At 34.2% G+C, this 25,130-nt stretch carries 19 protein-coding genes; 13 read left to right on the top strand and 6 right to left on the bottom strand.

The genetic code is table 11. From position 1 onward, the window contains the following. Positions 1-625 precede the first annotated feature (625 nt). From Y10_RS04915 to Y10_RS04875, 9 genes are all read left to right on the top strand, one after another. Positions 626-2,080 carry a TlpA family protein disulfide reductase gene (locus tag Y10_RS04915; protein WP_281764248.1) on the top strand — a complete coding sequence of 485 codons (1,455 nt, stop codon included), beginning with the start codon at positions 626-628 and terminating at the stop codon, positions 2,078-2,080. Between the two features lie 57 nt (positions 2,081-2,137). Next, on the top strand, positions 2,138-2,362 hold the full coding sequence (locus Y10_RS04910; protein ID WP_281764247.1) for a hypothetical protein: 225 nt from the start codon (positions 2,138-2,140) through the stop codon (positions 2,360-2,362). Positions 2,363-2,493: 131 nt separating this feature from the next. Next, entirely contained in the window at positions 2,494-3,906 is a 1,413-nt protein-coding gene (locus tag Y10_RS04905) for a TlpA family protein disulfide reductase (protein ID WP_281764246.1), read from the top strand. 109 nt (positions 3,907-4,015) lie between these two features. Then, positions 4,016-5,578: a TlpA family protein disulfide reductase gene (locus Y10_RS04900; protein ID WP_281764245.1), complete on the top strand. Its 1,563-nt coding sequence runs from the start codon at positions 4,016-4,018 to the stop codon at positions 5,576-5,578. Positions 5,579-5,659: 81 nt separating this feature from the next. Beyond that, positions 5,660-5,851: a hypothetical protein gene (locus tag Y10_RS04895; protein WP_281764244.1), complete on the top strand. Its 192-nt coding sequence runs from the start codon at positions 5,660-5,662 to the stop codon at positions 5,849-5,851. Between the two features lie 38 nt (positions 5,852-5,889). Then, complete coding sequence (locus tag Y10_RS04890; RefSeq protein WP_281764243.1) at positions 5,890-6,069, top strand: hypothetical protein; 180 nt, start codon at positions 5,890-5,892, stop codon at positions 6,067-6,069. Between the two features lie 114 nt (positions 6,070-6,183). After that, positions 6,184-6,354, top strand: a complete 171-nt coding sequence (locus Y10_RS04885; protein WP_281764242.1) for a hypothetical protein — start codon at positions 6,184-6,186, stop codon at positions 6,352-6,354. A gap of 87 nt (positions 6,355-6,441) precedes the next feature. Beyond that, the gene (locus Y10_RS04880; RefSeq protein ID WP_281764241.1) at positions 6,442-8,640 is read left to right on the top strand and encodes a peptidase domain-containing ABC transporter; all 2,199 of its coding nucleotides are present in this window, start codon (positions 6,442-6,444) and stop codon (positions 8,638-8,640) included. A gap of 1 nt (position 8,641) precedes the next feature. Further along, positions 8,642-9,940, top strand: a complete 1,299-nt coding sequence (locus tag Y10_RS04875; protein ID WP_281764240.1) for an HlyD family secretion protein — start codon at positions 8,642-8,644, stop codon at positions 9,938-9,940. 59 nt (positions 9,941-9,999) lie between these two features. On the opposite strand, the gene Y10_RS04870 is transcribed toward Y10_RS04875, so the two are convergent. Next, entirely contained in the window at positions 10,000-12,318 is a 2,319-nt protein-coding gene (locus Y10_RS04870) for a GH92 family glycosyl hydrolase (protein ID WP_281764239.1), read from the bottom strand. A gap of 1 nt (position 12,319) precedes the next feature. Continuing rightward, positions 12,320-14,611 carry a GH92 family glycosyl hydrolase gene (locus tag Y10_RS04865; protein WP_281764238.1) on the bottom strand — a complete coding sequence of 764 codons (2,292 nt, stop codon included), beginning with the start codon at positions 14,609-14,611 and terminating at the stop codon, positions 12,320-12,322. Positions 14,612-14,760: 149 nt separating this feature from the next. On the opposite strand from Y10_RS04865, the gene nadA reads away from it, so the two are divergent. Both nadA and nadB read left to right on the top strand, forming a co-directional pair. Beyond that, entirely contained in the window at positions 14,761-15,735 is a 975-nt protein-coding gene (gene nadA, locus Y10_RS04860) for a quinolinate synthase NadA (protein WP_281764237.1), read from the top strand. A 10-nt stretch (positions 15,736-15,745) separates the two neighbouring features. Beyond that, positions 15,746-17,278, top strand: coding sequence for an L-aspartate oxidase (gene nadB, locus Y10_RS04855; protein WP_281764236.1), 1,533 nt, complete (start codon positions 15,746-15,748; stop codon positions 17,276-17,278). Positions 17,279-17,284: 6 nt separating this feature from the next. On the opposite strand, the gene Y10_RS04850 is transcribed toward nadB, so the two are convergent. The 3 genes from Y10_RS04850 to Y10_RS04840 are packed head-to-tail and all read right to left on the bottom strand — an operon-like array spanning position 17,285 to position 19,064. After that, positions 17,285-18,004, bottom strand: a complete 720-nt coding sequence (locus tag Y10_RS04850) for a tRNA1(Val) (adenine(37)-N6)-methyltransferase (protein ID WP_281764235.1) — start codon at positions 18,002-18,004, stop codon at positions 17,285-17,287. Between the two features lie 2 nt (positions 18,005-18,006). Then, positions 18,007-18,531, bottom strand: coding sequence for a ribosome maturation factor RimM (rimM, locus tag Y10_RS04845; RefSeq protein ID WP_281764234.1), 525 nt, complete (start codon positions 18,529-18,531; stop codon positions 18,007-18,009). Positions 18,532-18,542: 11 nt separating this feature from the next. After that, complete coding sequence (locus Y10_RS04840; RefSeq protein WP_281764233.1) at positions 18,543-19,064, bottom strand: 30S ribosomal protein S16; 522 nt, start codon at positions 19,062-19,064, stop codon at positions 18,543-18,545. Between the two features lie 200 nt (positions 19,065-19,264). On the opposite strand from Y10_RS04840, the gene Y10_RS04835 reads away from it, so the two are divergent. Both Y10_RS04835 and dnaE read left to right on the top strand, forming a co-directional pair. Continuing rightward, complete coding sequence (locus Y10_RS04835; RefSeq protein ID WP_281764232.1) at positions 19,265-19,630, top strand: RNA recognition motif domain-containing protein; 366 nt, start codon at positions 19,265-19,267, stop codon at positions 19,628-19,630. Positions 19,631-19,812: 182 nt separating this feature from the next. After that, on the top strand, positions 19,813-24,192 hold the full coding sequence (gene dnaE, locus Y10_RS04830; RefSeq protein ID WP_281764231.1) for a DNA polymerase III subunit alpha: 4,380 nt from the start codon (positions 19,813-19,815) through the stop codon (positions 24,190-24,192). A 52-nt stretch (positions 24,193-24,244) separates the two neighbouring features. On the opposite strand, the gene Y10_RS04825 is transcribed toward dnaE, so the two are convergent. Further along, entirely contained in the window at positions 24,245-25,102 is an 858-nt protein-coding gene (locus Y10_RS04825; RefSeq protein ID WP_281764230.1) for a T9SS type A sorting domain-containing protein, read from the bottom strand. Between the last annotated feature and the right edge of the window lie 28 nt (positions 25,103-25,130).

The following is a 25,130-nucleotide window of genomic DNA, read 5'->3' as shown; positions in this document are numbered from 1 at the left end:
CTTGCAAGTAAGACTCAATACCTTCCAGAGTCTTTAAAAAACGAAAGGTTATTCACCAATTAAAACAATTTATTATGTTAAAAAAATTTTTAACCAACCAAGAAAGCAACATGCTTTCTAAAGAAGAGATGAAAACTATTAATGGAGGAAAATTACCATCTGCAAATTGCATAGCACATCAATGTTTAAGTGATAATGATTGTGGAAATCTCACAACCCTTAACTGCTCTAGGTGTTATCGAGAAGACGCCAGTCAAACTTATGGGAGTTGCGTTGGTTTCTAGATATTTACACAAACACTCATTCACCAATTAAAACAACTAAAGACCTCTTTTTTAGAGGTCTTCAGTAAAACCTATATAAGAATAAATGCTTAGAACCTGCATATTCATATTAGTTACCTGTGCACTGTTATTCACTTCTTGTACCTCTAATAACAACTCAATTAAAGGTGTTATTACTGGTGTAGAAACTAATCACTTGAATGTAAAATACATTGAACTAAAAGCACCCTAGTAAAAGTAGTTTGCTGTATTATTTTAATACAATTGTTGCGCAACAGAATACCAAATGGAGATTTTGGAAATTTTAGTAAACACACTAAGAGCCAAAGAATAAATTAATAATGAAGACTATCCTAAAAATATTAATCATACTACTCTCTTTACAATCGTGTAAACACTCTAAACAGGTGGAAAGCCCTATCAATAATGCTGCTACTAAAACAGTAATAAAAGCAGCGCTTCCTGTAAAAAACGAGGTTGTAATTATATTAAAAGATACTACTCAAAACCTTCGGATAAACTACAGAACTTCATCTTTAGAAATTTTACCAAACGTAAAACAATTAAACAAAACATTTCCCTCTCTAATCATTGCAACCGATAGTATTGTATCTCTACGTATTAATCACAGTTATATCTATGCTGCTTCAGCCATATTTTATAAAGGAGACACCATTACTGTAACAACCAAAAACATTAATTTCCAAGGAGAAACTATTTCCTATCCCATTTTCAATAGTAGAAATTATAAGTACCCAACTGAACATAACTTCAACTATTATGTATCTCAAAAAACACCCTCTTTTGAAACTTATAGAGCATATTCTCTGATGTCTAAAAAATACCAATGGAAACATATAGCTACTTTAGAAGATACCTACAAAAACATTAAAAATACCGCCGATAGCTTGTTTAAAGAAAAAGCTATTTCCAATACGTTTTATAAAACTCAGCTCGCCAATGCTGAAATACTTAAAGCTAAATACACTAAACAAGACTTACCTTTAGATAAAACTACAGATCAATCATATAGCAACAATAAATATTATATTAAATATTTAACAGATAGATTACTAGCTCACTACAATTTAAATCCTAGAAATAACGAACAAAACTTTAACTACATTACTAAACACGACACATTATTAAATCAGCAAACAAAAACAAAGGTGTTAGATCAATTACTAACCAGTATATACCTAGCCAAAAAGAACAGCTTCCCTACATACTATAAAAAATTTAAAGATTTAAAGCCTAGTAAAACACTCATTAGTAAATATGATGTTATCATAGAAAATGATAGTATTAATAAAAAATATAAGAAGCTAATAGCTAACAGTAATCATAAGGGTGAACTACTTTCCTATAGCAATGACCAATTAAACAAATTTGAAGATGTCATAAAAAACAACAAAGGAAAAATTATTCTAGTAGATTTTTGGGCAAGCTGGTGTGTCCCATGTCGAATAGATATTCCAGAGTTAAAAAAAATGAAAACCGAATTTGATACGTCAGAATTTATCTGGGTAACCATATCTATTGACGAAGATATTTCTGCCTGGAAAAAAGCAATAGAAAGTGAAGATTTACATCTTAAAAAAGAGAACTATATTCTTATAGATGCTAAAAACTCACAATTATACAAAAACTTTGAAGTCTCTTCTATTCCAAGATACCTCATTTTTGATAAAGAAGGAAAGCTATTAGAGTCTGCTGCTCCATCGGTAAAAGACAATCAATTAAAGGAATTCATTTCATTACACTTAAATAACAAAATACTTGCAAGTAAGACTTAATACCTTTCAGAGTCTTTAAAAAAACGAAAGGTTATTCACCAATTAAAACAATTTATTATGTTAAAAAAATTTTTAGACAACAAAGCTCAAATGCTATCAAAAGAAGAGTTACAATCTATTAGAGGAGGAAGAGTTGCTTTTCTTGATTGCAGTGAATGTACGCAACTATGTTGCTATTACGGCGGCACCGGAGGAGATACCGAATACGGTTGGGGTGCATGTACAGGTAGTGGTTCTACCTATTGTTGCGATAATGGGGTACATACGTACTGGTGTGACTAATAGTTAGTATTAGCATATATACCTATAGTGCATTTAAAATTAAGCACAGAATATTTTTGAAACAACTTAATAAAAATGTGCTATAGGTATTTTAAAATTCAAATAATCAGATTTTAAATAATTACAACGCATTGACTAAAAGGCATTATACCATATTATTACTATATATATACATCATTACAATATTCTCGTGCAGTAATAAGAAGAAACACAATGATATTTCAAAGGATGAAATATCATTAACAATTCATTATAGCGATAAAAATGCTGTCAAATTTATTAAACCATCAAAGCATGAGAAAATTGAATTTGCTGGACATAAAAGATTGAAAGAATTCAAACATAAGCTAAAATATTCTAAAAGAGGTAATGATAATTACAGTCTAAATTTAAAAATGGAAACAGATTCCAATCAACCTGTATTAATATCTATTGGTTTCAAACAAGCCATTGTATTTCCTGGATATCAGATAGACTTAAATTACAAAGTTATAGAAAACAGTAAAACCATTCACAAAGATACTCTTTCAACCTCAAAGCATATGTACTTGTTATATAATGGTGATGGAAAACATCAAGCGTTTAACGAGAAGGCTTTTCATAAAATCACTAATAACACCATCAATTATAAATACGTTTTATCACAAACAGATGAAACGCTTTCTAAAATAGATCTTAAGTCATACGAAAGTAAAGAAGCTGCTTATCTAAAACAATATTTAACCTATTATTACCAAAGAAAATATATCTATTTATTAATGCTTAAAGCTTCCAAAGTGTATCAAACTTTACAAGAAGATCAACAGCAATGGGTACAAACTTCAATTAAAAACATCATGCTTAATTTTTCAAAGACTAGCATGAATTATAGAGATTATCACTATTGGAGTTTATTGGAATATTATTACAATCAATATTTAAATGAATATGATTATAAATCATTTGAAAACTATATCAAAGATTTTGATGCCGACACTAAAGACCATTTTAGAGTTAGTTACTTATTATCTTTAGATGGTAAAAACAACACTTTACGCCAAATAGTAGCATCTACAATAAAACAACCCATTTTTAACGATAAAGCGATTGAGATTTTAAAGAAGAATAACAACGCTGTTCTTTTCGAAAAGGAGATAAAACTTATAAGCTACAACAACGAAATAATTACTCTGGAAAATTTATTTCATCAAACAAAACAAAGATTACTTTATTTAGATTTCTGCGGCACTTGGTGTGCACCATGCCTTGAAGAAATAAAAAAATATGCTGAAATTAATGAACAAACAAACTCAAAAGAAATAAGACCCCTTTGGATATTTTTTGAAAATGAGACCGACAGTCTTTCATGGAAAAGTACCATCAAGAAATACAACTTACCAGAAAACAACTGTTTCAGATTACATAAAAAAACTGCCAAAAATTTAACTGAAACATTTCAGACAGCATATAGATGGACTAGGAATTTTCCTCATCATTTTATTTTTACAAATACAGGGGCAGAGATAAACTTAGATGCACCACCGCTTTATCAAATAAACCTATGACATGAAAAAACTTATTAGATAAAAATACTTGCAAGTAAGACTTAATACCTTTCAAAGTCTTTAAAAAAACGAAAGGTTATTTACCAATTAAAAACTTAAATGAGCACAAATGCTTAAAACTTGCATATTCATATTAGTTACTTGTACACTGTTATTTACTTCTTGTACCTCTAATAACAACTCAATTAAAGGTGTTATTACTGGTGTAGAAAAAGATAGCAGTACACAAATAACTCATACACAAGTTTATGTATCAGGTAGCACAAAAGACAGCACAATTTCTCTTAAGTATTTTAACTTAATTGATTATGATAATTTATTTGGAGGAAATCAGCTTACTTCAAAACATTATAGCACGTCAGATTCTGTATATATGGAGTTTGAAAATAGTGGAACACCACAGCTTAAAGAAATAATGATTTTTGATAGCACATTTACTACTACAAAAATATTTGTAACCCCCGGAGATACTATTCACTTTCAAATAAAAAATAAAACTATCACATTTGAAGGTAGCCATACCGATAATTATAATTTTTTCACGCAACTCTATAAACAAAATTATAACTGGTCACATTACAAGGGAGACATAAAACTTTTCAAAAAGGAAACGGACTCCATTTATCATCTAAGAGAAAAATTTTTACAAAAATATTTAGCCGAACATACCAATACTACAGACGCATTTAAACAAACCGCTAAAGAAGAACTATTTTTTGAATATTATTACAATTTAATAGCACCAAGAGATATCCAAGCATATTGTGCTACTACTAACACATACGCTGATATCTATTACAATAATACCGAAAGCGTATTAGCCACCTTAGCGAATTCAACAGGTAATATTGAAACTGAAATGTTAGACCTGCAATCTTATTTCAATAATATACAAATAGATAACTTTAAAAAACCTACATTATTAACTAACGATTATTATAAAAAAGCATTAGTAGATTTTACTCGTTTCTATTTTAATAATTCAGACTATATTCAATACTCTAAAGAAAATTTTAAGCAAGAGAAAAAATTTATACTTCAAAACTATTCAGGATCTACCCAAACGTACTTACTTACTCGTTTGGTTACAGATTATTATAAGCATGGACTAGGTAAAGATCAAGCAGCGGTAGACTTACTTCAAAAAAATATTACTGAACTCAAAAAAAATAAACTAGACAAATCATATTCAGATGCTCTTGATAAAATAGAAAGTCAATTGAGTCTTTTTAACACTGACCTACCTAAGATTGTTTTTAATGACTTAGTAATCACACCAAACAATGATACAATTCCATTAAGTACTGTTTTAAAAGATAAAAAAATAAAACTAATTGACATATGGGCAAGTTGGTGTGCACCCTGCTTAAATGAAATAAAAAAAACTGATAAAACAGCGAAACAACTAATTACTGATAAAAATATTGAAGTAATATATATTTCAATAGACCAAAATCATAGAAAATGGTTACAAACCCAGCAGAGGCTTAGCAATCACTTTCTTTCAACAAATCATTATACGCTAGTTGACCCAAATAATTCTAAATTATTAAAATTCTTCCATGTAAAATATATACCCAGACATATTATACTCAATTCAAAAAACAAAGTACTAAATGCCAATGCACCAGATATAGAAACAAACCTAAATCAGATACAAAATCAATACTAAAAAATACTTGCAAGTAAGACTTAATACCTTTCAGAGTCTTTAAAAAAACGAAAGGTTATTTACCAATTAAAACAATTATTTATGCTGAAAAAATTCTTAAACGACCAAGAAAGCAACAAGCTTTCTAAGGAAGAAATGAAAGCTATTAATGGAGGTAATTTCGATCCGGATCGTGAATGCATTCCTGTCTACTGTACTACATCATTTCAATGCGCAAGACTTAATCCTGCATGCAATACATGCCTCGAAGGTGTTTGTGCATATGTAGAATAGAAATTAACGGATTCATTCACTAATTAAAACAATTTATTATGTTAAAAAAATTTTTAGACAACAAGGCTCAAATACTATCAAAAGCAGAGATGCAAACCATTGCTGGAGGCGCTCGTTGCAATCCAGATTTATTAATTACCTGTGTAGTACAATCAGATTGCCAAAGAGGAGCCAACTGTTTATACGACCATAACGATATAGGCTATTGCTTATGCTAGTATAGAAAACTACAGACTTAAAACCTCTCAAAGTCTCTAAATAAATGGGAGGTTATTCACCAATTAAAACAATGTTTTATGTTAAAAAAATTTTTAAACAGTAAAGAAGCTCTAGTGCTTACAAAACAGCAACAGCGAGTAATTAACGGAGGTAAAACGGCATGTGACAATGATCCAAATTATAACCATGGATGTAAAGCTTATGAAATATGCTATTACACAAGTACAGATGTAATAACTGGTTATCAATATGGTTATTGCATCCCTGCACTTGAACCAGCGTAGCCTTAATTGCATCTCGTAAGAATTTAGAGTTACTTAGAACTAAAGGGAGGTTGATTCCATCAACCTCCTATTAAACAAACACGCCGATTGAAAAATAAATTTCCACATTACAAACAACCCGACCATAAAGATTGTGGCCCTACTTGCTTAAAAATTGTAAGTAAATATTATGGTAAAACCTTTAATATACAAGAGTTACGCACCCTTAGCGAAACCCAACGCGAAGGCTCTAACCTGTTAAACTTAACCAATGCCGCGGAGGCTATAGGGTTTAGAACCTTACCCGTAAAAATTAGTTTAAAAAAATTAGAAGAAGCTACACTACCTTGTATTTTACACTGGAACAAAAACCACTATGTAGTACTTTACAAAATTGCAAAAGGGAAATATTATATCTCCGATCCAGGCCACGGATTAATATCTTATACCGAAAAAGAATTCCTAGATTTTTGGATAGGAAAAAATACTACTGAAAATACACAAGAGGGTATTACCCTGCTGTTAGAACCTTCCCCAAAATTCTATCAGTTTGAAAGTGTCACTGAAATTGAAAAAACAGAATTTGGTTTTAAATTATTAGCCAAATACATTCTAAAATATAAAAGGTTTATATGGCAACTTGCCGTGGGACTTTTAACTGCGAGTATTCTACAACTTATAATGCCCTTTTTAACCCAGAGCATTGTAGATGTTGGTATTACTAACCAAGATATTAATTTTATCTACCTTGTACTTGTAGCTCAGCTAATGCTATTTTTAGGAAAAACCTCTGTTGAGGTAATTAGAAGCTGGATTCTCTTACATCTAAGTACACGTATCAATATATCGCTGATATCTGATTTCTTTATTAAACTTATGAAATTGCCCATAGCATTTTTTGATAGTAGAATGACAGGGGATATTTTACAACGTATTAACGACCATAGCCGTATTGAACGTATTTTAACTACATCTTCTCTTAATGTACTGTTCTCTATGGTAAATCTTTTGGTGTTTAGTTTTGTACTTATTTACTATAGTCTAACTATCTTCTCAATCTTCTTTATAGGCTCCTTTCTATACTTTTTATGGATTACAGTGTTTCTAAAAAAACGTAAAACATTAGATTATAAAAGATTTTCGCAAGTAAGCCAAGAACAAAGTAAGGTTATAGAAATTGTAAACGGCATGCAAGAGATTAAACTGCACAATGCTGAAAAACAAAAAAGATGGGGATGGGAATATGTACAAGCTCGTTTGTTTAAAGTATCTATAGAGGCATTAGCCTTAGAGCAATACCAAAGTGTAGGTTCGCAATTTATCAATGAACTTAAAAACATCATTATTACCGTGATATCGGCCAAACTGGTTATTGATGGTTCCATAACCCTAGGGATGATGCTTGCTATAAGCTCTATAGTAGGTCAGTTAAACTCCCCTATTGCTCAACTGATAGGGTTTATAAGAGAGGTACAAGATGCTCAAATTTCTTTAGACCGTTTGTCTGAAATACATAATAAGGAAGAAGAAGATGTAAATGATTTTAATACTGTACAACAAATTAATTCTGATGAACCAATTGACATTGATAAAATCTCCTTTAGATATGATGGCTCTGATGAATTTGTATTGAAAGATTTAGAACTTAACATACCTTCTAAAAAAATAACTGCCATTGTAGGTACTAGCGGAAGTGGTAAAACAACACTGATGAAATTACTACTTAAATTTTACAGCCCCAGTAAAGGAGAAATGAGATTGGGTAGTCATAACTTTAAAAATATAGCACAGCGTGCCTGGCGCGAGAAATGCGGCGTGGTAATGCAAGAAGGTTTTATTTTTAACGATACCATTGCCTATAACATTGCCATTGGCGAAACCATTGTAGATAAAGACAAACTTTTACATGCGGTGAAGGTTGCCAATATTAAAGATTTTATAGAATCGTTACCGCTATCTTACAACACCAAAATTGGTAATGAAGGAGTTGGCCTAAGTACCGGACAAAAACAACGTATTCTTATTGCCCGCGCCGTTTATAAAAACCCCGATATTTTATTTTTTGATGAAGCTACAAGTGCCTTAGATGCTAATAATGAAAAAATAATTATGAATAATTTGAATCAGTTTTTTGATGATAAAACCGTAGTTATTATAGCACATAGACTTAGTACCGTAAAAAATGCACACCAGATAGTAGTATTAGAGCAAGGAAAAATAGTAGAAATAGGTGACCACGCAACACTGGTAGCAAAAAAAGGCAACTACTACCATTTGGTTAAAAATCAATTAGAACTAGGAAACTAACATGGAGACAAAAAAAAATACAATAGACGTTGAAATACGAAGTGAGGAAGTTCAGGAAATTTTAACCAGAGTACCGCATTGGATGATTCGTTGGGGTAACACCTTATTTTTTGGAGTGATACTATTGCTATTATTTATTTCATGGTTTATAAAATATCCTGATATTTTAAATTCTGAAGGTGTTATTACTACTCAAATTCCACCCGAGAGAGAAATGGCACGCAGTAGTGGAAAACTACAGGCTATTTTGGTAAAAGACAGAACCCATGTAAATGCAGGACAACCATTAGCTATCATAGAAAATTCTGCTAATTACAAAGATGTATTTTATCTAAAATCTATTTTAGATACCATTCAAGTACGCAATAATTCGTTCTCATTTCCTTTTGATGAGATGCCCTTATTATTTTTAGGAGATATAGACTCTCAATATGCCCTGTTTGAAAACAGTTACATTCAGTATCAGCTCAACAAGCAGTTAAAACCCTTTTCTAACGATGCCGAAGCTAACAAATATTCATTATCTGAATTAAAATTACGCTTACAAAACCTCATCACACAACAAGAAATAAGCAAAACAGAATTATCGTTTCAGAAAAAAGAATTGGAAAGAAATACTACCCTGTATAAGAATGGAGTAATATCGGCTCAAGATTATGAAAATAGTCAATTAAAATATGCGCAAGCAGAACGTTCTTATGCAAATTTTGAATCGTCTATATCACAGGTAAAACAAAGTATTGCTACTACAAAACAATCCTCTAGAGGTACCGAGATTAATAGAATTAAAGAAGAAATGACACTTTTAAAAAGTGTGATACAAACTTATAATCAGCTAAAAAAAGCTGTTAAAGATTGGGAATACCAGTACGTATTGAAATCGAATATTACAGGAAGTGTTTCCTATTTAAACTACTGGAACGAAAACCAAACGGTACAACAAGGAGATATGGTATTTATAGTAATACCAGATGCTGGCTCCTCTTATATTGCCAAGCTAAAAACGCCTGCTGCTAATTCCGGAAAAATTAAGGTGGGGCAAGAAGTACATGTACAAGTAGAAAACTATCCTGATAAAGAGTTTGGCGTACTTAATGGTATAGTACAAAAAGTATCTATTATACCTGATGAAGAAGGTAACTATATTGTAGATGTTTCACTACCTAAAGAGTTGGTTACCTCCTATCATAAAAACATTGAATTTAAACAAGAAATGAGTTGTACGGCAGAAATTATAACCGATGATTTAAGACTTATAGAACGTTTCTTTCATCAATTCAAATCTCAAATTTCTGGTTGATCATTCTATTTTATCCATCAGGCTATATAATATGTAACCTGATGGATATTACATCTTATTTATTGCACAAATAGGCTTTTGTTAGGCTTACGCCCCATGATAAAAGTAAGTGTTCCGCCCTGCATTAAATTACTATGTTTAATACTAGGTACATCCAATTTTTTCCCGTTCCACAATACTTTTTGTACATATTTGTTTTTCTCCGACTGCTTTTTGGTTTCTACATGCAACATATTACCATTCTCTAAATATACTTTAGCATCTACTACTAACGGGCTACCAATAGCATAGTCTTCACTACCTGGGGCCACAGGATAAAACCCCAAACTACTAAAAATATACCACGCACTCATTTGCCCAAAATCATCATTACCACCTAACCCATCGGCTCCGGTTTTATACATGGTTCTTAGAACATTTCTAATCTTATCGTTTGATTTCCATGGTGTATCTGTCCAGTTATATAAATACACCACGTGGTGAGATGGCTCATTGCCATGTACATAATTCCCTATAATTCCATCCCTTGATATATCTTCAGTTTTCTCAAAATACTTATCTGGCAACTCCATTGTAAACAGCGAGTCTAAGTGCTCACTAAAAGTATGTTTTCCTCCCATCATTTCAATCATTTCAGCAGGGTCTTGCGGAACATACAAACTATAATTCCAAGAGTTTCCTTCAATAAAGCCTTGTCCGTGTGTATTTAAAGGATCAAATTCCTTTTTAAAACTGCCATCAGATAGCTTTGGTCTCATAAATCCTGTATTTGCATCAAACACATGTTTATAGTTCTCCGCTCTTTTCATAAAGGTGGTATATACCTGCTCATTTCCAATTTTTTTAGCGGCTTGAGCAATAGCCCAATCATCATAAGCATATTCTAAAGTTTTAGAAACCGAAGCCCCACTTTTATCCTCGGGTACAAAACCTAGCTCTTTGTAATAACCTAATCCATCAAAATAAGAAACATTTGCTGTAGCTACGCAAGCTTCTAGTGCTTTCTCAGCATCAAAATCAACATTACCTTTCACAATAGCATCTGCTACTACCGATGCACTATGGTATCCAATCATACACCAGTTTTCATTAGCATAATGAGACCATATAGGCAGCATATGATGCACACTTTGGTTTTGATGCGCTAACATAGATTTTATCATATCTCTGTTGCGCTTTGGTTGTACCAAATTAAAAAACGGATGTAAGGCTCTATACGTATCCCATAAAGAAAAACTAGTATAGTTTACAAAGTCATCAGCTTGATGAACGTTCATATCTAACCCCTTATAATTACCATCTACATCCATATATACAGTTGGCCCTAAAAAGGCATGATACATAGCGGTGTAAAAGTTTGTTTTATCACTTTCATTAAGAGAGGCCACTTGTATTTTGCCTAACTCCTTATTCCATTGTTGCTGTACTTTTGTTTTAATAGCTTCAAAACCCCACTTAGGAGTTTCTACCTTCATATTCGCTAAGGCGCCTGCAGCACTCACCGGAGATATAGAAAGTTTCACCTCAACGGCTTCCCCTTCTTCGGTATCAAAATCAAAATAGGCTTTGATTTTTTTCCCCGCTATTTCTGGAAAATTATGGGTTTGATCAAACCTTCCCCAAAATCCGTTATATACGCTTTTATCTGCTTTTGCATATCCGTAATTTTTAAACGGTTTACTAAATGCCATAGCAAAGTACACTGTTCGGGTTCTTGCCCATCCATTGGTCTGTCTGTATCCTGTAATTAAAGTATCATTTTCAACACGTAGAAAAGTCCAAACATTTTTATCATCATAATTATAAATCCCTGCTGTTAAATCTAGTAATATATGTGCATTATCTGCCTTTGGAAATGTATACTTATGAACCCCTACCCTAGTGGTTGCAGTTAACTCTGCTTTTATATTATAATCTTTTAATGCTACGCTATAATACCCTGGTGACGCTTCTTCATCTTCATGAGAAAACCTAGAACGATAACCACTATCTGGTTCTGCTTCTGTACCTGGGTTTAATTGCAATGCACCTACGGTTGGCATTACTAAAAAATCACCTAAATCTGAATGTCCTGTCCCACTAAAATGGGTATGACTAAACCCTACTATTGTGCTGTCATCATACTGATATCCTGCACAGTATTTATATACGTCTGGGTTGTAATGGCCGTCTACCGCAAAAGGTATGGTATCTGTATCCGGACTCAATTGTATGCTTCCAAAGGGAGATGAAGCACCAGGATATGTATGCCCCATTTTTGCAGTTCCTATCATAGGGTCTGCGTATTCATACAATTGCTTAGTAGCCTCTTGAGCATTAAGCTGTAGGGTGGTTATAACACCAAAAAATAGTACTATCTGTTGTTTAAAATTCATCATATTAGTCATTTGAAAGTGAATAAGGGGCATCTTTTTTAGCAGTACCTCTATTTTTATTTGGGGTGTTACTCATATCAATATCAATGGTAGCACCTTTTTGAAGTTCGGTATGGCTATACCAATTTTTACTATACTTCTTTCCATTCAATTTTATTTGTTGGATGTAACGATTTTCCATAGAGTTTTCAGAAGCGTTAATAGTTATAGTATTTCCATTTTCTAAGTGTAACACCGCTTTTTTAAATAATGGAGCTCCTAATACATACTCATCTGTTGCCGGACAAACTGGGTAAAATCCTAATGCCGAAAATACATACCAAGCAGAGGTTTGCCCATTATCTTCGTCTCCACAATAACCATCTGGTGTTGGTAAGTATAACCTATTCATAGTTTCTCGTACCCAATATTGAGTCTTCCATGGTTCTCCAGCATAATTATACAAATAAATCATGTGCTGTATAGGCTGATTTCCATGTGCATACTGCCCCATATTAGCTATTTGCATTTCACGAATTTCATGAATAGTTCCGCCATAATAACTATCGTCAAATACAGGTTCTAATTGAAAAACACTATCAAGCTTTGCGGTAAAGGCTTTCTTCCCGCCCATTAAATCAATCAATCCTTCTACATCATGGAAAACAGACCAGGTATAATGCCAGCTATTCCCCTCTGTAAAAGCATCCCCCCATTTAAACGGATTGAAAGGCTCCATAAATGACCCATCTTCATTCTTACCTCTCATTAAACCGGTTTCTTTATCAAACAGATGCTTATAGTTTAAACTTCTTTCTTTGTAAAGATTAATTTCTTTTTTAGGTTTATGTAAAGCCTTTGCCAATTGGTAAATAGTAAAATCGTCATACGCATATTCCAGTGTTCTTGCAGCACTTTCGTTAATCCCTATATCGTATGGTACATACCCCAACTTTTTATATGCTTCAGCTCCTGCTCTTCCTACGGCCTCCATGGGTCCGGCATTATTGGCTCCATGTATCAAAGCTTCATAAAGCGTTTCTATATCATACGTATATACATCCTTATTTTTTAAATAAGCATCGGCAACAACAGATGCAGAATTATTACCTACCATAATATTGCGCAACCCGGGGCTAGCCCATTCTGGCAACCATCCACTCTCTTTGTAAGCATTTGCTAAACCTTCTTGCATATGCGTATTTAACTCAGGATACATAAAATTTAAAAATGGAAACAAAGACCTAAATGTGTCCCAAAAACCAGTATCGGTAAACATATATCCAGGTAATATCTTGCCATTATACGGGCTGTAGTGTACAATTTCGCCCTCTTTATTTACTTCATAAAATTTACGAGGGAATAATAATGTTCTATATAGACAAGAATAGAATGTTTTTGTTTGGTCAACTGTTCCGCCAGAAACTTCAATTCTACTTAATTCTTTATTCCATAATTCTTTTCCTTTGTGTTTAAGCGTATCAAAAGAATCTGTACCAAGTTCTTTTAAATTTAAAAATGCTTGGTCTTCACTTATAAAAGAAGAAGCTACTTTAGCATGCACTTTTTGACCTGCTTTTATCTTAAATCTTACTACAGCGCCTACATGCTCATCCGTTAATGAAGTTGTATTGGGCACTATAGCATCTTCACTAAATACTTGTTCACTCACAAACGGAGCATCAAACTCAATAACAAAATAGTTTTTGAAATTATCTGGCACTCCTCTACTATTTTTAGTGGTATAGCCAACAATTCTATTATGGTCCTTATCTATTTTCACATAAGAGCCTTTATTAAAAGCATCAATAACTACATAGGCACTATCGGTTTTTGGGAAAGAAAAACGAAACATAGCAGCTCTCTCTGTAGGCGTTATCTCGGTAGTTACATTATGGTCTGCCAAATAAACACTATAATAATAAGGCTTTACTACCTCTGCTTTATGTGAAAACCAGCTAGCCCTATCATCTTCTGTAAATTTTAAACTACCTGTTACTGGCATTAAAGAAAACTGTCCGTAATCATTCATCCAGGGAGAAGGCTGATGTGTTTGTTTAAAACCTCTAATTTTATCTGCACTATAGGTATATGCCCAACCATGCCCCATAGGTCCTGTTTGTGGTGTCCAAAAGTTCATACCCCATGGCATTGCTATTACAGGATATGTATTTCCGTTAGATAAACTCGGTTTAGAATCGGTTCCCATTAAGGGGTTCACCCATTCTACAGGGTCTTTTACCTCTTCTACAATTACATTTTGTGCTTTTAAAGAAATAGATGCCATAAGAACTATGGCATATACAATATTTTTCATGCTTGGATAGTTTAGATTGTTAAAGATATCAATTATTGAAATGTTTTTGTGGAATAGACGCTTAATCATTTGTTAATGAAAATTAATGCTTAAATTTGCATTGATATTTAACACAACACATACTTCATTTTTTATCTCAAGTATAAAAAATGAAAACAAGCAATATTAACAGCACCTCAAAGCATCAATTACACCTTAAAAAGAGTCGATTAATTGAGCAAATTGCTCATTTAAAAAGAACTAAAAAGGCGGTTATTCTTGCCCATTATTATCAAGATCCGGAAATTCAAGAAATTGCTGATTTTGTTGGGGATAGTCTGGAACTTTCTAAAAAAGCATCAAAAACTGATGCCGATATTATTGTATTTGCAGGCGTTTACTTTATGGCAGAAACTGCTAAAATTCTAAACCCTGACAAAACCGTTTTAATTCCTGATGCAGATGCCTCTTGCTCTTTGGCAGAATCTTGTCCGCCTGAAGTTTTTGAAGCCTTTGTAAAAGAACACCCTAACCACAAAGTAGTTACATACATTAACTGCAATGCCGAGATAAAAACCATGAGTGATTTGGTGTGTACCTCGTCTAATGCAGAAAAAGTATTAGAGGCTATCCCAGAAGAATATCCTATTATTTTTGGGCCTGATAAAAACCTAGGAAATTACTTAGCTAAAAAAACAGGTAGAAATTTAGTGCTATGGAATGGATCATGCCTAGTGCATGAAGCTTTTGAATTAGATAAAATCATCAACCTATTCAAAGAACACCCCGATGCCCGACTTGTTGCGCACCCAGAGTCTCCCTCTCATATTTTAGATTTAGCTACTTACATTGGTTCTACCTCTGGTATGTTACACTATGTACAAGAAAGTGAAACCAAAAAATTTATAGTAGCTACCGAAGTTGGCATTCTACATAAAATGCAGCAACAAGTACCTGATAAAATTTTAATACCAGCCCCTGTAACCGAAAATAACACTTGCGCTTGTAGTGAATGTGCCTACATGAAATTAATAACCTTAGAGAAAATTTTCTTTTGCTTGTTAAATGAAACTCCCGAGGTAACTCTTGATAAAGACATTGCTAAAAAAGCACTAGTACCCATAGAAAAGATGATGAACCTTTAAAACAAACCGTATGCAACAAGTTGATATTTTGATAATTGGATCGGGCATTGCAGGACTTACCTATGCTTTAAAAACGGCGAATCATTTTCCTGATAAGTCTATTGTGATTTGTACCAAAGCAGATGAAATAGAGTCTAATACTAAATATGCACAAGGAGGTATTGCTACTGTAATGAACTTTGAAAAAGACTCTTTTGAAAAGCATATTGTAGATACACTAATTGCCGGTGATGGTCATTGCGACCCCGAGGTAGTGAGCTTGGTTGTAAAGGAGGCCCCTGAAAGAATTAGTGAATTAATTGCTTGGGGTACCCGCTTTGATAAGAATACACAAGGTGAATATGATTACGGTTTAGAGGGCGGACACTCACACGAACGTATTTTACATTACAAAGACTTTACTGGTTTAGAAATTGAACAGAAATTACTAAAACAAATTCATAACAAACAAAATATACAACTATTTACTAAACATTTTGCTTTAGACCTAATTACAACTCCGGTTACCAAAAAATGCAAAGGGGCTTATGTGCTTGATGTAGAGAAAAATGCTATAATAGCCTTTAATGCAAAGGTGGTTATGCTAGCCTCTGGTGGTAGTGGGCAAGCCTATTTATATACTACCAACCCTGCTATAGCTACAGGAGATGGTATAGCTATGGCGCATAGAGCAAAAGCCAACATTAAAGATATGCAGTTTGTTCAGTTTCACCCAACAGCACTGTATTATGATGGCTTTAATCCTGCTTTTTTAATTTCTGAAGCAGTTAGAGGTTTTGGTGCCATTTTACGTAATAAGTTTGGGGTTGCCTTTATGCACAAGTATGATACTAGAAAAGAATTAGCTCCTAGAGATATTGTTACCAGAGCCATTCATGAAGAAATGCAAGAAACCAAATCTGAATGTGTATACCTTGATGCCACACATCTAGACGCGTATGAATTTAGAAAACATTTCCCAGTAATTACCGACACTTTAGAGAGTATTGGTATAGACCCTCAAATAGACTTTATACCGGTAATACCTGCTGCACATTACTTATGTGGAGGTATAGCTGTAAACCAGCACAGTGAAACTTCTATCAGTTATTTATTGGCTTGCGGAGAATGTTCTTGTACCGGTTTACATGGTGCAAATAGGTTAGCTAGCAACTCGTTACTAGAAGCCTTGGTATTTGCGCACCGAGGTTACTTAAAAACGGTAGAACTCCTTAACAATTCAATATCAGACCCTATCAATTATACGTATACAAGAAATAAGACCGTTAAAAATATAACTACTGAATTGGAAGTTGTAAAAAAAGAAATTCAGGAAATTATGAGCAAAAAAGTTTCCATTATACGCTCTAATGAAAGCCTGGAAAAAGCAGAAAGTAGGTTGTTGTATTTACAACGTGTAGTAGATTTATTTGATAAATCTTACCAAACAACTCCAAAACTAAACGAAATAAGAAACCTACTTACCGTAGCATTGCTTATTACACAACAATCTATAAAACAAAATGAAAATAAAGGGGCCTATTACAACATAAGCCTTTGTTAACACAGCTTACATTTTTAAATAGAACTCCCGGGTAAGATTTACATATTCGGGAGTATATTCATGCCTAGCTAGTTCAATAGTTAATTCATCCATCTCACAGTCTTGTTCTTGAAATGAAAATGCTAACAAGCTTCTTTTTACTTCGGCATCGGGGTTTCCTTTAACCCTGGTCATCTTAAAAGGATACATATTAAATTTAGCTGCAGTTTCAATAAAAACAACTTCCTCCTTATACGGAATAATAACATTAAACACCCCTTCTGTTGCTAAGAGTAAAGAGGTTCCTTCAATCAAATCTTCAAAAGGCAAAGCCTCATTTAACCTAGCTATATCCCTTTGGGTATTTCCAGAAGAATAGTCCTCTGCATAAAACGGAGGATTGGATATAATAACATCATACACCTCTTCCTCTTCATACATTTCTGCAACAAACTCGGTAAACTCGGCATGGTAACAAAACAAACGATCTGACCAATTAGACGCTTCAAAATTTTCAACACATTGTTCATGTGCGTCATCATCAATTTCTACAGCATCTATAGTAGGAGCATCACTTCTTTGCGCTGCCATTAGAGCTACAAGTCCGGTACCTGCACCAACATCTAAAATGGTACCAGGGTATTCTCCTAACTTTGCCCAAGCACCCAGCAACACACCATCGGTACCAATTTTCATAGCACACTTATCTTGCTCTACCGCAAATTGTTTGAATTGAAAAACAGCCATTATTATAAATATAAATCTATCAGTCCTTCTGGTGTTTCTACCAGAATATACTTTTCCTTTCTGCTTACTTCCACTATAAACTCATCGTTCATAGGTATTAGTAATTCTTTACCTTCATTTTCTACAACAAAAAGTGGTTGTGCAGCACTTTCATTCACAGCATTAATAAGTCCTACCACTCCATAATTTACATCCTTCATGGTAAAACCTATAATTTCATGAAAATAGAACTTATTTCCAGTAAGCTCTGGTAAAAACGACAGCGGTAAATACACTTCTGTTTTTAACATTCCTTCGGCTTCTGCTTCGGTATCTACATCTTCAAACTTTACACGTAGTAAGTCAGACTTATGTAGCGAAATTCTATCAATAAAAAAAGGAACCAGATCTCTCCCAATAGAGAGAAACACTGATTCCAATTCTTTGTAAAGTTCAGGCTCGTCTGTATCTAATTTGATAAGAACTTCGCCTTTAAAACTGAATTTTGATACAATTTTACCGAGATAGAAGCAATCTTCTTTTCTCATAAAAAATTGAATTAAGCTTCTGTTTCGTTGTTTTCTTCTGCTGTTTCTTCAGTAGCAGCTTCTTCTGCAGTTGCTTCGGCAGCAGCCTCAGCAGCAGCAGCTTTACGCTTATCACTAACTTCTTTCTCTGCAGCTAATGTTTTAGCTTTAGCTTCTTCTTTAGCTTTAGCTAAATCATCTTTCTTAGCGGTAACAGCACCTTCTTTACCTTCTAACCAAGCAGCAAATTTTTCTTCAGCTTGCTCAGGTGTTAAAGCTCCTTTTCTTACACCACCGTTTAAGTGATGCTTCATAAGAACTCCTTTGTAAGATAAAATTCTACGAGCGGTATCAGTTGGTTGAGCACCATTTTCTAACCATCTTACAGAATCTTCTAAACTCAAGTTAATTTGAGCAGGATTTGTATTAGGGTTATAAGTACCTAATTTTTCCAAAAATTTACCATCTCTTTTTGCGCGGCTGTCAGCTGCTACGATCCAGTAAAAAGGTTTCCCTTTTTTACCATGTCTTTGTAATCTAATTTTAACTGGCATAATACATTAATTAGTGAGGTTCTCGACCTCTATTATTAATTTAAGGCTGCAAATATATAAAAACTTTATTTTCAATTAACTATAAACCTGAAATTATTAAATAAACAGGCAAAAAAAATTCACAATTATTTTATATTAAAACGTTCATTGTAAGCATTTATAGTATACCTTAGTAGCAAAATTAATTTTTATCTTTTTATATGAACATTTTTGTTGGAAGTCTTCCGTATAGTATTGTGGAAGCAGACCTTGAAGAGGCATTTAGTGACTACGGAACTGTAGAATCAGTAAAAGTAATTACAGATAAATTTTCTGGTAAAAGTAAAGGTTTTGGATTTATTGAAATGCCAAATGACGAGGAAGCTCAAAATGCTATTGACGCTCTTAATGGTGCATCTGTAGAAGGACGTACTATAGTTGTGAAGAAATCGGAGCCTAAACCACAAGGGCAAGGCGGAAGAAATTTTAACCGTGGTAATAGTCAAGGTGGTTACCGTGGTGGAAACAACCGTGGCGGATATGACCGTGGCGGAAACAACGGAGGTTACAAAAAAGACAGATACTAACGTTTTTTCACTATAGCTGAAAGCCACCTAATTAAGGTGGCTTTTTATTTTTAGTTAATAACTCTAGCAGTTATTATATTGACTTACCCCTAAATTATAGCTACTTTTAAGCTTTTAAATGTTACCACTCATTCTTTTGGTAACCGTTTCATACTGTACATTTTAAAAGAGGAAGGAAGCTTATGTATTTGATTTTTGACACAGAAACTACCGGTTTACCGAAACGTTGGGACGCGCCTGTAACAGACTCTGATAACTGGCCAAGAGCCATTCAGATAGCTTGGCAGCTACACGACGAAATGGGAAATCTTGTAGAACATCAAGATTATCTTATACAACCCGAAGGCTTCAACATTCCGTTTGATGCTGAAAAAATTCACGGTATTTCTACGGAATTAGCCGAACAAGAAGGGATTTCATTAGCCGACGTTTTAGAGAAGTTTAATATTGCCCTTTCTAAAACTAAATTTATTGTTGGGCAAAATGTTGGGTTTGACGTAAATATTATGGGGGCCGAATTTCACCGTTTGGGTTTTGGAACCGATATGATGGAACTCCCTGTTTTAGACACCTGTACAGAAACAACTGCTGAGCTTTGTAAAATACCTGGTGGTAGAGGAGGTAAATTTAAACTACCTACCTTAACCGAGTTACACCAGCATTTATTTGGCGTAGGGTTTTCTGAAGCCCACAATGCAACCGCCGATGTAGAGGCAACTACCAGATGTTTCTTAGAATTAATTCGTATTGGGGAAGGCTTTACACAAGAAGAGCTAGATGTACCTGCTGATTATTTTAGAAGATTTTCTGAGGCTAACCCGCAAACCATACAATTAATAGGGTTAAAACACATTAACCTTAAACAAGAGTCTAAAAAAATTAGAGAAACGTTAAAAGCTAAAGACGACGGACTCTCTAAGGAAGAAATTAGACAAAATATTGCAGAACTAGCTGATGTAGATTTTGCACACCTGCACAATCACACACAGTTTTCTATTCTACAGGCTACCTCTAGCATTCCTGACCTAGTGAAAGCAGCGGCAAAAAATAAAATGCCTGCTGTTGCCATGACTGATGTTGGTAATATGATGGGGGCGTTTCACTTTGTAAGGGACGTAGACAACTATAATAAAGGTGTTAAAGCTAAGAATGAAGAAGCCATTGCCAATGGCGAAGAACCTACTGAAGTACCTATTAAACCCATTGTTGGATGTACTTTAAACGTATGTGAAGACCATACCGATAAATCTAGAAAAGATAATGGATATCAGGTAGTTTTATTAGCTAAAAACAAAAAGGGATACCATAACTTGGCTAAAATATCTTCTGTTGGGTATACAGAAGGTTTTTATTATGTACCCCGAGTTAGTAGAAGCACTATACTAGAATATAAAGACGATCTTATTGCACTTACTGGTAACTTATATGGTGAGGTACCAAGTAAAGTATTAAACGTTGGTGAAAACCAGGCAGAAGAAGCGTTACTTTGGTGGAAAGAACACTTTGGTGATGATTTGTACATTGAATTAATGCGCCACAATCAAGAGGACGAAAACCGTGTGAATGATGTTTTAGTTCAGTTTGCCAAAAAGCACGATGTAAAATTAGTTGCCACCAACAACACCTATTATATTAATAAAGACGATGCCAACGCACACGATATTTTATTATGTGTGAAAGATGGTGAGAAAAAAGACACCCCTATTGGTAGAGGGCGCGGTTACCGTTATGGTCTCCCTAATGACGAATACTACTTTAAGAGTGGTGACGAAATGAAGGAGCTTTTTAAAGATCTTCCTGAAGCCATTACCAATATTCAAACTATAGTTGACAAAGTAGAACCTTTTGTTTTAGCAAGAGATGTACTGTTACCTAAGTTTGATATTCCTGAACAATTTCAGGTAGCAGAAGATGATGAAGACGGTGGTAAACGTGGTGAAAACAAGTTTTTACGCCACCTTACCTATGAAGGTGCCAACAGACGATACGAAGAAATTACCGACGATATTAGGGAACGTTTAGACTTTGAGCTAGATGTAATTGCCAACACTGGGTATCCGGGATACTTCCTTATTGTACAAGACTTTATTGCAGCAGCAAGAGAAATGGGTGTTTCGGTAGGACCCGGACGTGGATCGGCAGCAGGATCTGCCGTAGCCTACTGTTTAGGTATTACCAACCTTGACCCTATTGCATACGATTTACTTTTTGAGCGTTTCTTGAATCCGGATCGTGTGAGTATGCCCGATATTGATATTGACTTTGATGATGAAGGCCGAAGCCGCGTAATGGACTATGTAATTGATAAATATGGTGCCAACCAGGTGGCTCAAATCATCACCTATGGTACCATGGCTGCTAAATCATCTATTAGAGATACCGCACGTGTACTAGATTTACCACTTAGTGATGCAGACCGTATTGCCAAGTTAATTCCAAACATGAAACTAGGGAAAATTTTCTCCCTAGATGATGCTGGATTGAAAGCAAAACTTCGCTCTGAAGAAATAGACTTAGTAAACGAGCTTAAAAATCTTTCTGAGGGAGATAACTTAGAAGCACTCACCATTAACCAAGCTAGAATTTTAGAAGGTTCGGTACGTAATACTGGTATTCATGCCTGCGGGGTAATTATTACCCCAGACGATATTACCAAATTCGTTCCGGTTTCCATTGCTAAAGATTCTGACTTATACGTTACCCAGTTTGATAACTCGGTGGTAGAAAATGCCGGGTTACTAAAAATGGACTTCTTGGGGTTAAAAACATTAACCCTTATTAAAGATACCGTTAAGCTGGTAAAACATAAACATGATATAGAGCTAGACCCTGATAGTTTTCCGTTAGACGATGTAAAAACCTATGAACTTTTCCAACGAGGAGAAACCGTTGGGGTGTTCCAGTACGAATCTCCTGGAATGCAAAAGTACATGCGTGAACTGAAACCTACAGTTTTTGCAGATTTAATTGCAATGAACGCATTGTACCGTCCGGGACCTTTGGAATACATACCAAGTTTCATCCGTAGAAAACACGGAGAAGAGCCTATTGTATATGACCTTGACGACTGCGAGGAGTACTTAAAAGAAACCTATGGTATTACCGTATACCAGGAGCAGGTGATGTTACTATCGCAAAAATTAGCAGGTTTTTCTAAGGGTGATGCCGATATGCTTCGTAAAGCTATGGGTAAAAAGATTTTTGCCTTACTAGACAAACTAAAACCTCAGTTTTTAAATGGTGGTGAAGAACGCGGACACGATAGAACTAAACTAGAGAAAATTTGGAAAGACTGGGAGGCTTTTGCGGCTTACGCATTTAACAAAAGTCACTCTACCTGTTATGCTTGGGTTGCTTACCAAACGGCCTACTTAAAAGCACACTACCCTGCTGAATATATGGCAGCGGTATTGTCTAACAACATGAACGACATAAAACAGGTTACCTTTTTTATGGAAGAATGTAAACGTATGGGACTACAAGTATTAGGCCCAGATGTTAATGAATCTTTCTATAAGTTTACGGTAAATGATGAAGGCGCCGTTCGTTTTGGTATGGGAGCTGTTAAAGGTGTTGGTAAAGGTGCTGTAGAAACCATTGTAGAAAATAGAAAAGATGGCAGATACCGCTCTATTTTTGACATGGCCAAACGAATAGATTTACGTGCTGCCAATAAAAAGGCATTTGAAAACCTAGCATTGGCCGGAGGGTTTGATTCTTTTACTAGTACACACAGAGCACAATATTTTCACTCAGAAGCCGACGGTATTACGTTTTTAGAAAAGGCTGTGAAATACGGCGCTAAATATCAAGAAAACGAAAACTCATCACAAGTAAGTTTATTTGGTGAAGCCAGTGATGTACAAATTCCTGAACCAGTAATTCCTAATTGTGACACATGGGGAACTTTGGAAAAGCTTAAAAAGGAAAAAGATGTTGTTGGTATTTATATCTCAGGGCATCCACTTGATGATTTTAAACTTACAATGGAGCATTTCTGTAAAAACTCATTAGCCGATTTAAAAGATCTAAATCAGGTAGTAAACAGAGAAATTACCATTGCTGGAGTAATGACCGATTTCCAACACCGTGAAACTAAAAACGGTAAAGGATGGGGAACTTTTATCATTGAAGATTACAATGATTCTTATGAATTTAGATTGTTCAATGAAGATTATCTAAACTTCCGTCAATATATGCGAATGAATGAATTTTTATTCATTAAACTATTTGTGAGAGAAGGATGGATTAAAAAAGATACTGGAGTAAGAGGAGAACCGCGTGTTCAAATAAACAGTATGCAACAATTACAAGACGTAATGGAGGAAATGGCTAGAAAAATAGCCATTCACTTAAATATTGTTGACCTTAAAGAAAACACTATTCAGCAAATAAGTAATTTATTTAATGATTACCCAGGAGAAAACCAAGTAAGCTTTGTAATTCATCAACCAGATGAAGATTTAAAACTTACCATGCAAAGCAGAAAGCGAAAGGTTAACATTACCGCTGAATTTTTGCAGATACTAAAACAACAATCAATCATTTATAAACTCAATTAATAAAAAAAAGGATGCCAATGGCATCCTTTTTAGTTATCATATTATATCTTAATTACAAAGTAACCTTTTTACGTATTTGAGCTCCCGAAACCTCATCGGTAACTTCTACTATATAAACACCTGTTTGTAAATTACTAGCCTCTATTACATAAGACGCTTCTTTGGTGGTTCCTGAATTTACCACCTGCCCTGTCATACTAATCAGCTTATAAGCACTAGAAGAAGGTAAATTACTTAAGGCTATAGTTTTATGTAAAGCAACCACATTTACACTTGTTACAAAGTTATCTTGCACACTTAAACTAGTTTGCCCAGCTTCAATAGATGCACCTGGTGTACTGTTATAGGCATAATCTTTAATTAACCATGTATGTGCATTACTTACATCAAATCTTGCCCAACCATAATGGTAATTAGTACCTATTAAAAATTTAACTCCAATATACTTATCGGTTTCATTACACCAATTTGCATTTCCACCCATACCACTAAAAGACCCACAACTATTGAAATTCATTAATTGATAATAATTGTCCTTCCAGTTGGTATTACCACTACTAATAACATCGCCAGCATTCAACACAAATGGATATCCTATAGTATTACTTCCAGTAGACATAGAAGATCCAATGATCATATTACTACTAGCCTGAATTCCATATAGTAAATCAAATGAAAAAGTGTAACCATATATACTAGAGGAAGACATATAATTTATAAAACCGTAATCTGGAGCACCATCATTGTTCATATCTAAAAAATAAACAACATCAGCACCACCTTCATCAGGGTTAATATCGGTATAAACAATTTGTCCTGATGCTTCTGCCGCACCACCAATGACAGCTGTAAGCGCCCCATAACGAGCCAATTTTGAAGATAAAGTATTCTTAAAAGTAGTTTTTGTCATAATAGGTAAGGTTTTTCGCTAAATTAGA

It is taken from the genome of Neptunitalea lumnitzerae (genome assembly GCF_027924185.1).
Taxonomy (GTDB): domain Bacteria; phylum Bacteroidota; class Bacteroidia; order Flavobacteriales; family Flavobacteriaceae; genus Neptunitalea; species Neptunitalea lumnitzerae.
The sequence above is the reverse complement of the archived record's forward strand: the minus strand, read 5'-3'. Positions and strand labels throughout refer to the sequence as shown.

Coding starts and splice junctions, on each gene's coding strand:
- nadB (WP_281764236.1), top strand. CDS start 15,746: ATGCAACAAGTTGATATTTTGATAATTGGATCGGGCATTGCAGGACTT.
- Y10_RS04835 (WP_281764232.1), top strand. CDS start 19,265: ATGAACATTTTTGTTGGAAGTCTTCCGTATAGTATTGTGGAAGCAGAC.
- Y10_RS04840 (WP_281764233.1), bottom strand. CDS start 19,064: ATGCCAGTTAAAATTAGATTACAAAGACATGGTAAAAAAGGGAAACCT.
- Y10_RS04870 (WP_281764239.1), bottom strand. CDS start 12,318: ATGATGAATTTTAAACAACAGATAGTACTATTTTTTGGTGTTATAACC.
- dnaE (WP_281764231.1), top strand. CDS start 19,813: ATGTATTTGATTTTTGACACAGAAACTACCGGTTTACCGAAACGTTGG.
- Y10_RS04915 (WP_281764248.1), top strand. CDS start 626: ATGAAGACTATCCTAAAAATATTAATCATACTACTCTCTTTACAATCG.
- Y10_RS04895 (WP_281764244.1), top strand. CDS start 5,660: ATGCTGAAAAAATTCTTAAACGACCAAGAAAGCAACAAGCTTTCTAAG.
- Y10_RS04865 (WP_281764238.1), bottom strand. CDS start 14,611: ATGAAAAATATTGTATATGCCATAGTTCTTATGGCATCTATTTCTTTA.
- nadA (WP_281764237.1), top strand. CDS start 14,761: ATGAAAACAAGCAATATTAACAGCACCTCAAAGCATCAATTACACCTT.
- rimM (WP_281764234.1), bottom strand. CDS start 18,531: ATGAGAAAAGAAGATTGCTTCTATCTCGGTAAAATTGTATCAAAATTC.
- Y10_RS04825 (WP_281764230.1), bottom strand. CDS start 25,102: ATGACAAAAACTACTTTTAAGAATACTTTATCTTCAAAATTGGCTCGT.
- Y10_RS04850 (WP_281764235.1), bottom strand. CDS start 18,004: ATGGCTGTTTTTCAATTCAAACAATTTGCGGTAGAGCAAGATAAGTGT.
- Y10_RS04900 (WP_281764245.1), top strand. CDS start 4,016: ATGCTTAAAACTTGCATATTCATATTAGTTACTTGTACACTGTTATTT.
- Y10_RS04890 (WP_281764243.1), top strand. CDS start 5,890: ATGTTAAAAAAATTTTTAGACAACAAGGCTCAAATACTATCAAAAGCA.
- Y10_RS04875 (WP_281764240.1), top strand. CDS start 8,642: ATGGAGACAAAAAAAAATACAATAGACGTTGAAATACGAAGTGAGGAA.
- Y10_RS04910 (WP_281764247.1), top strand. CDS start 2,138: ATGTTAAAAAAATTTTTAGACAACAAAGCTCAAATGCTATCAAAAGAA.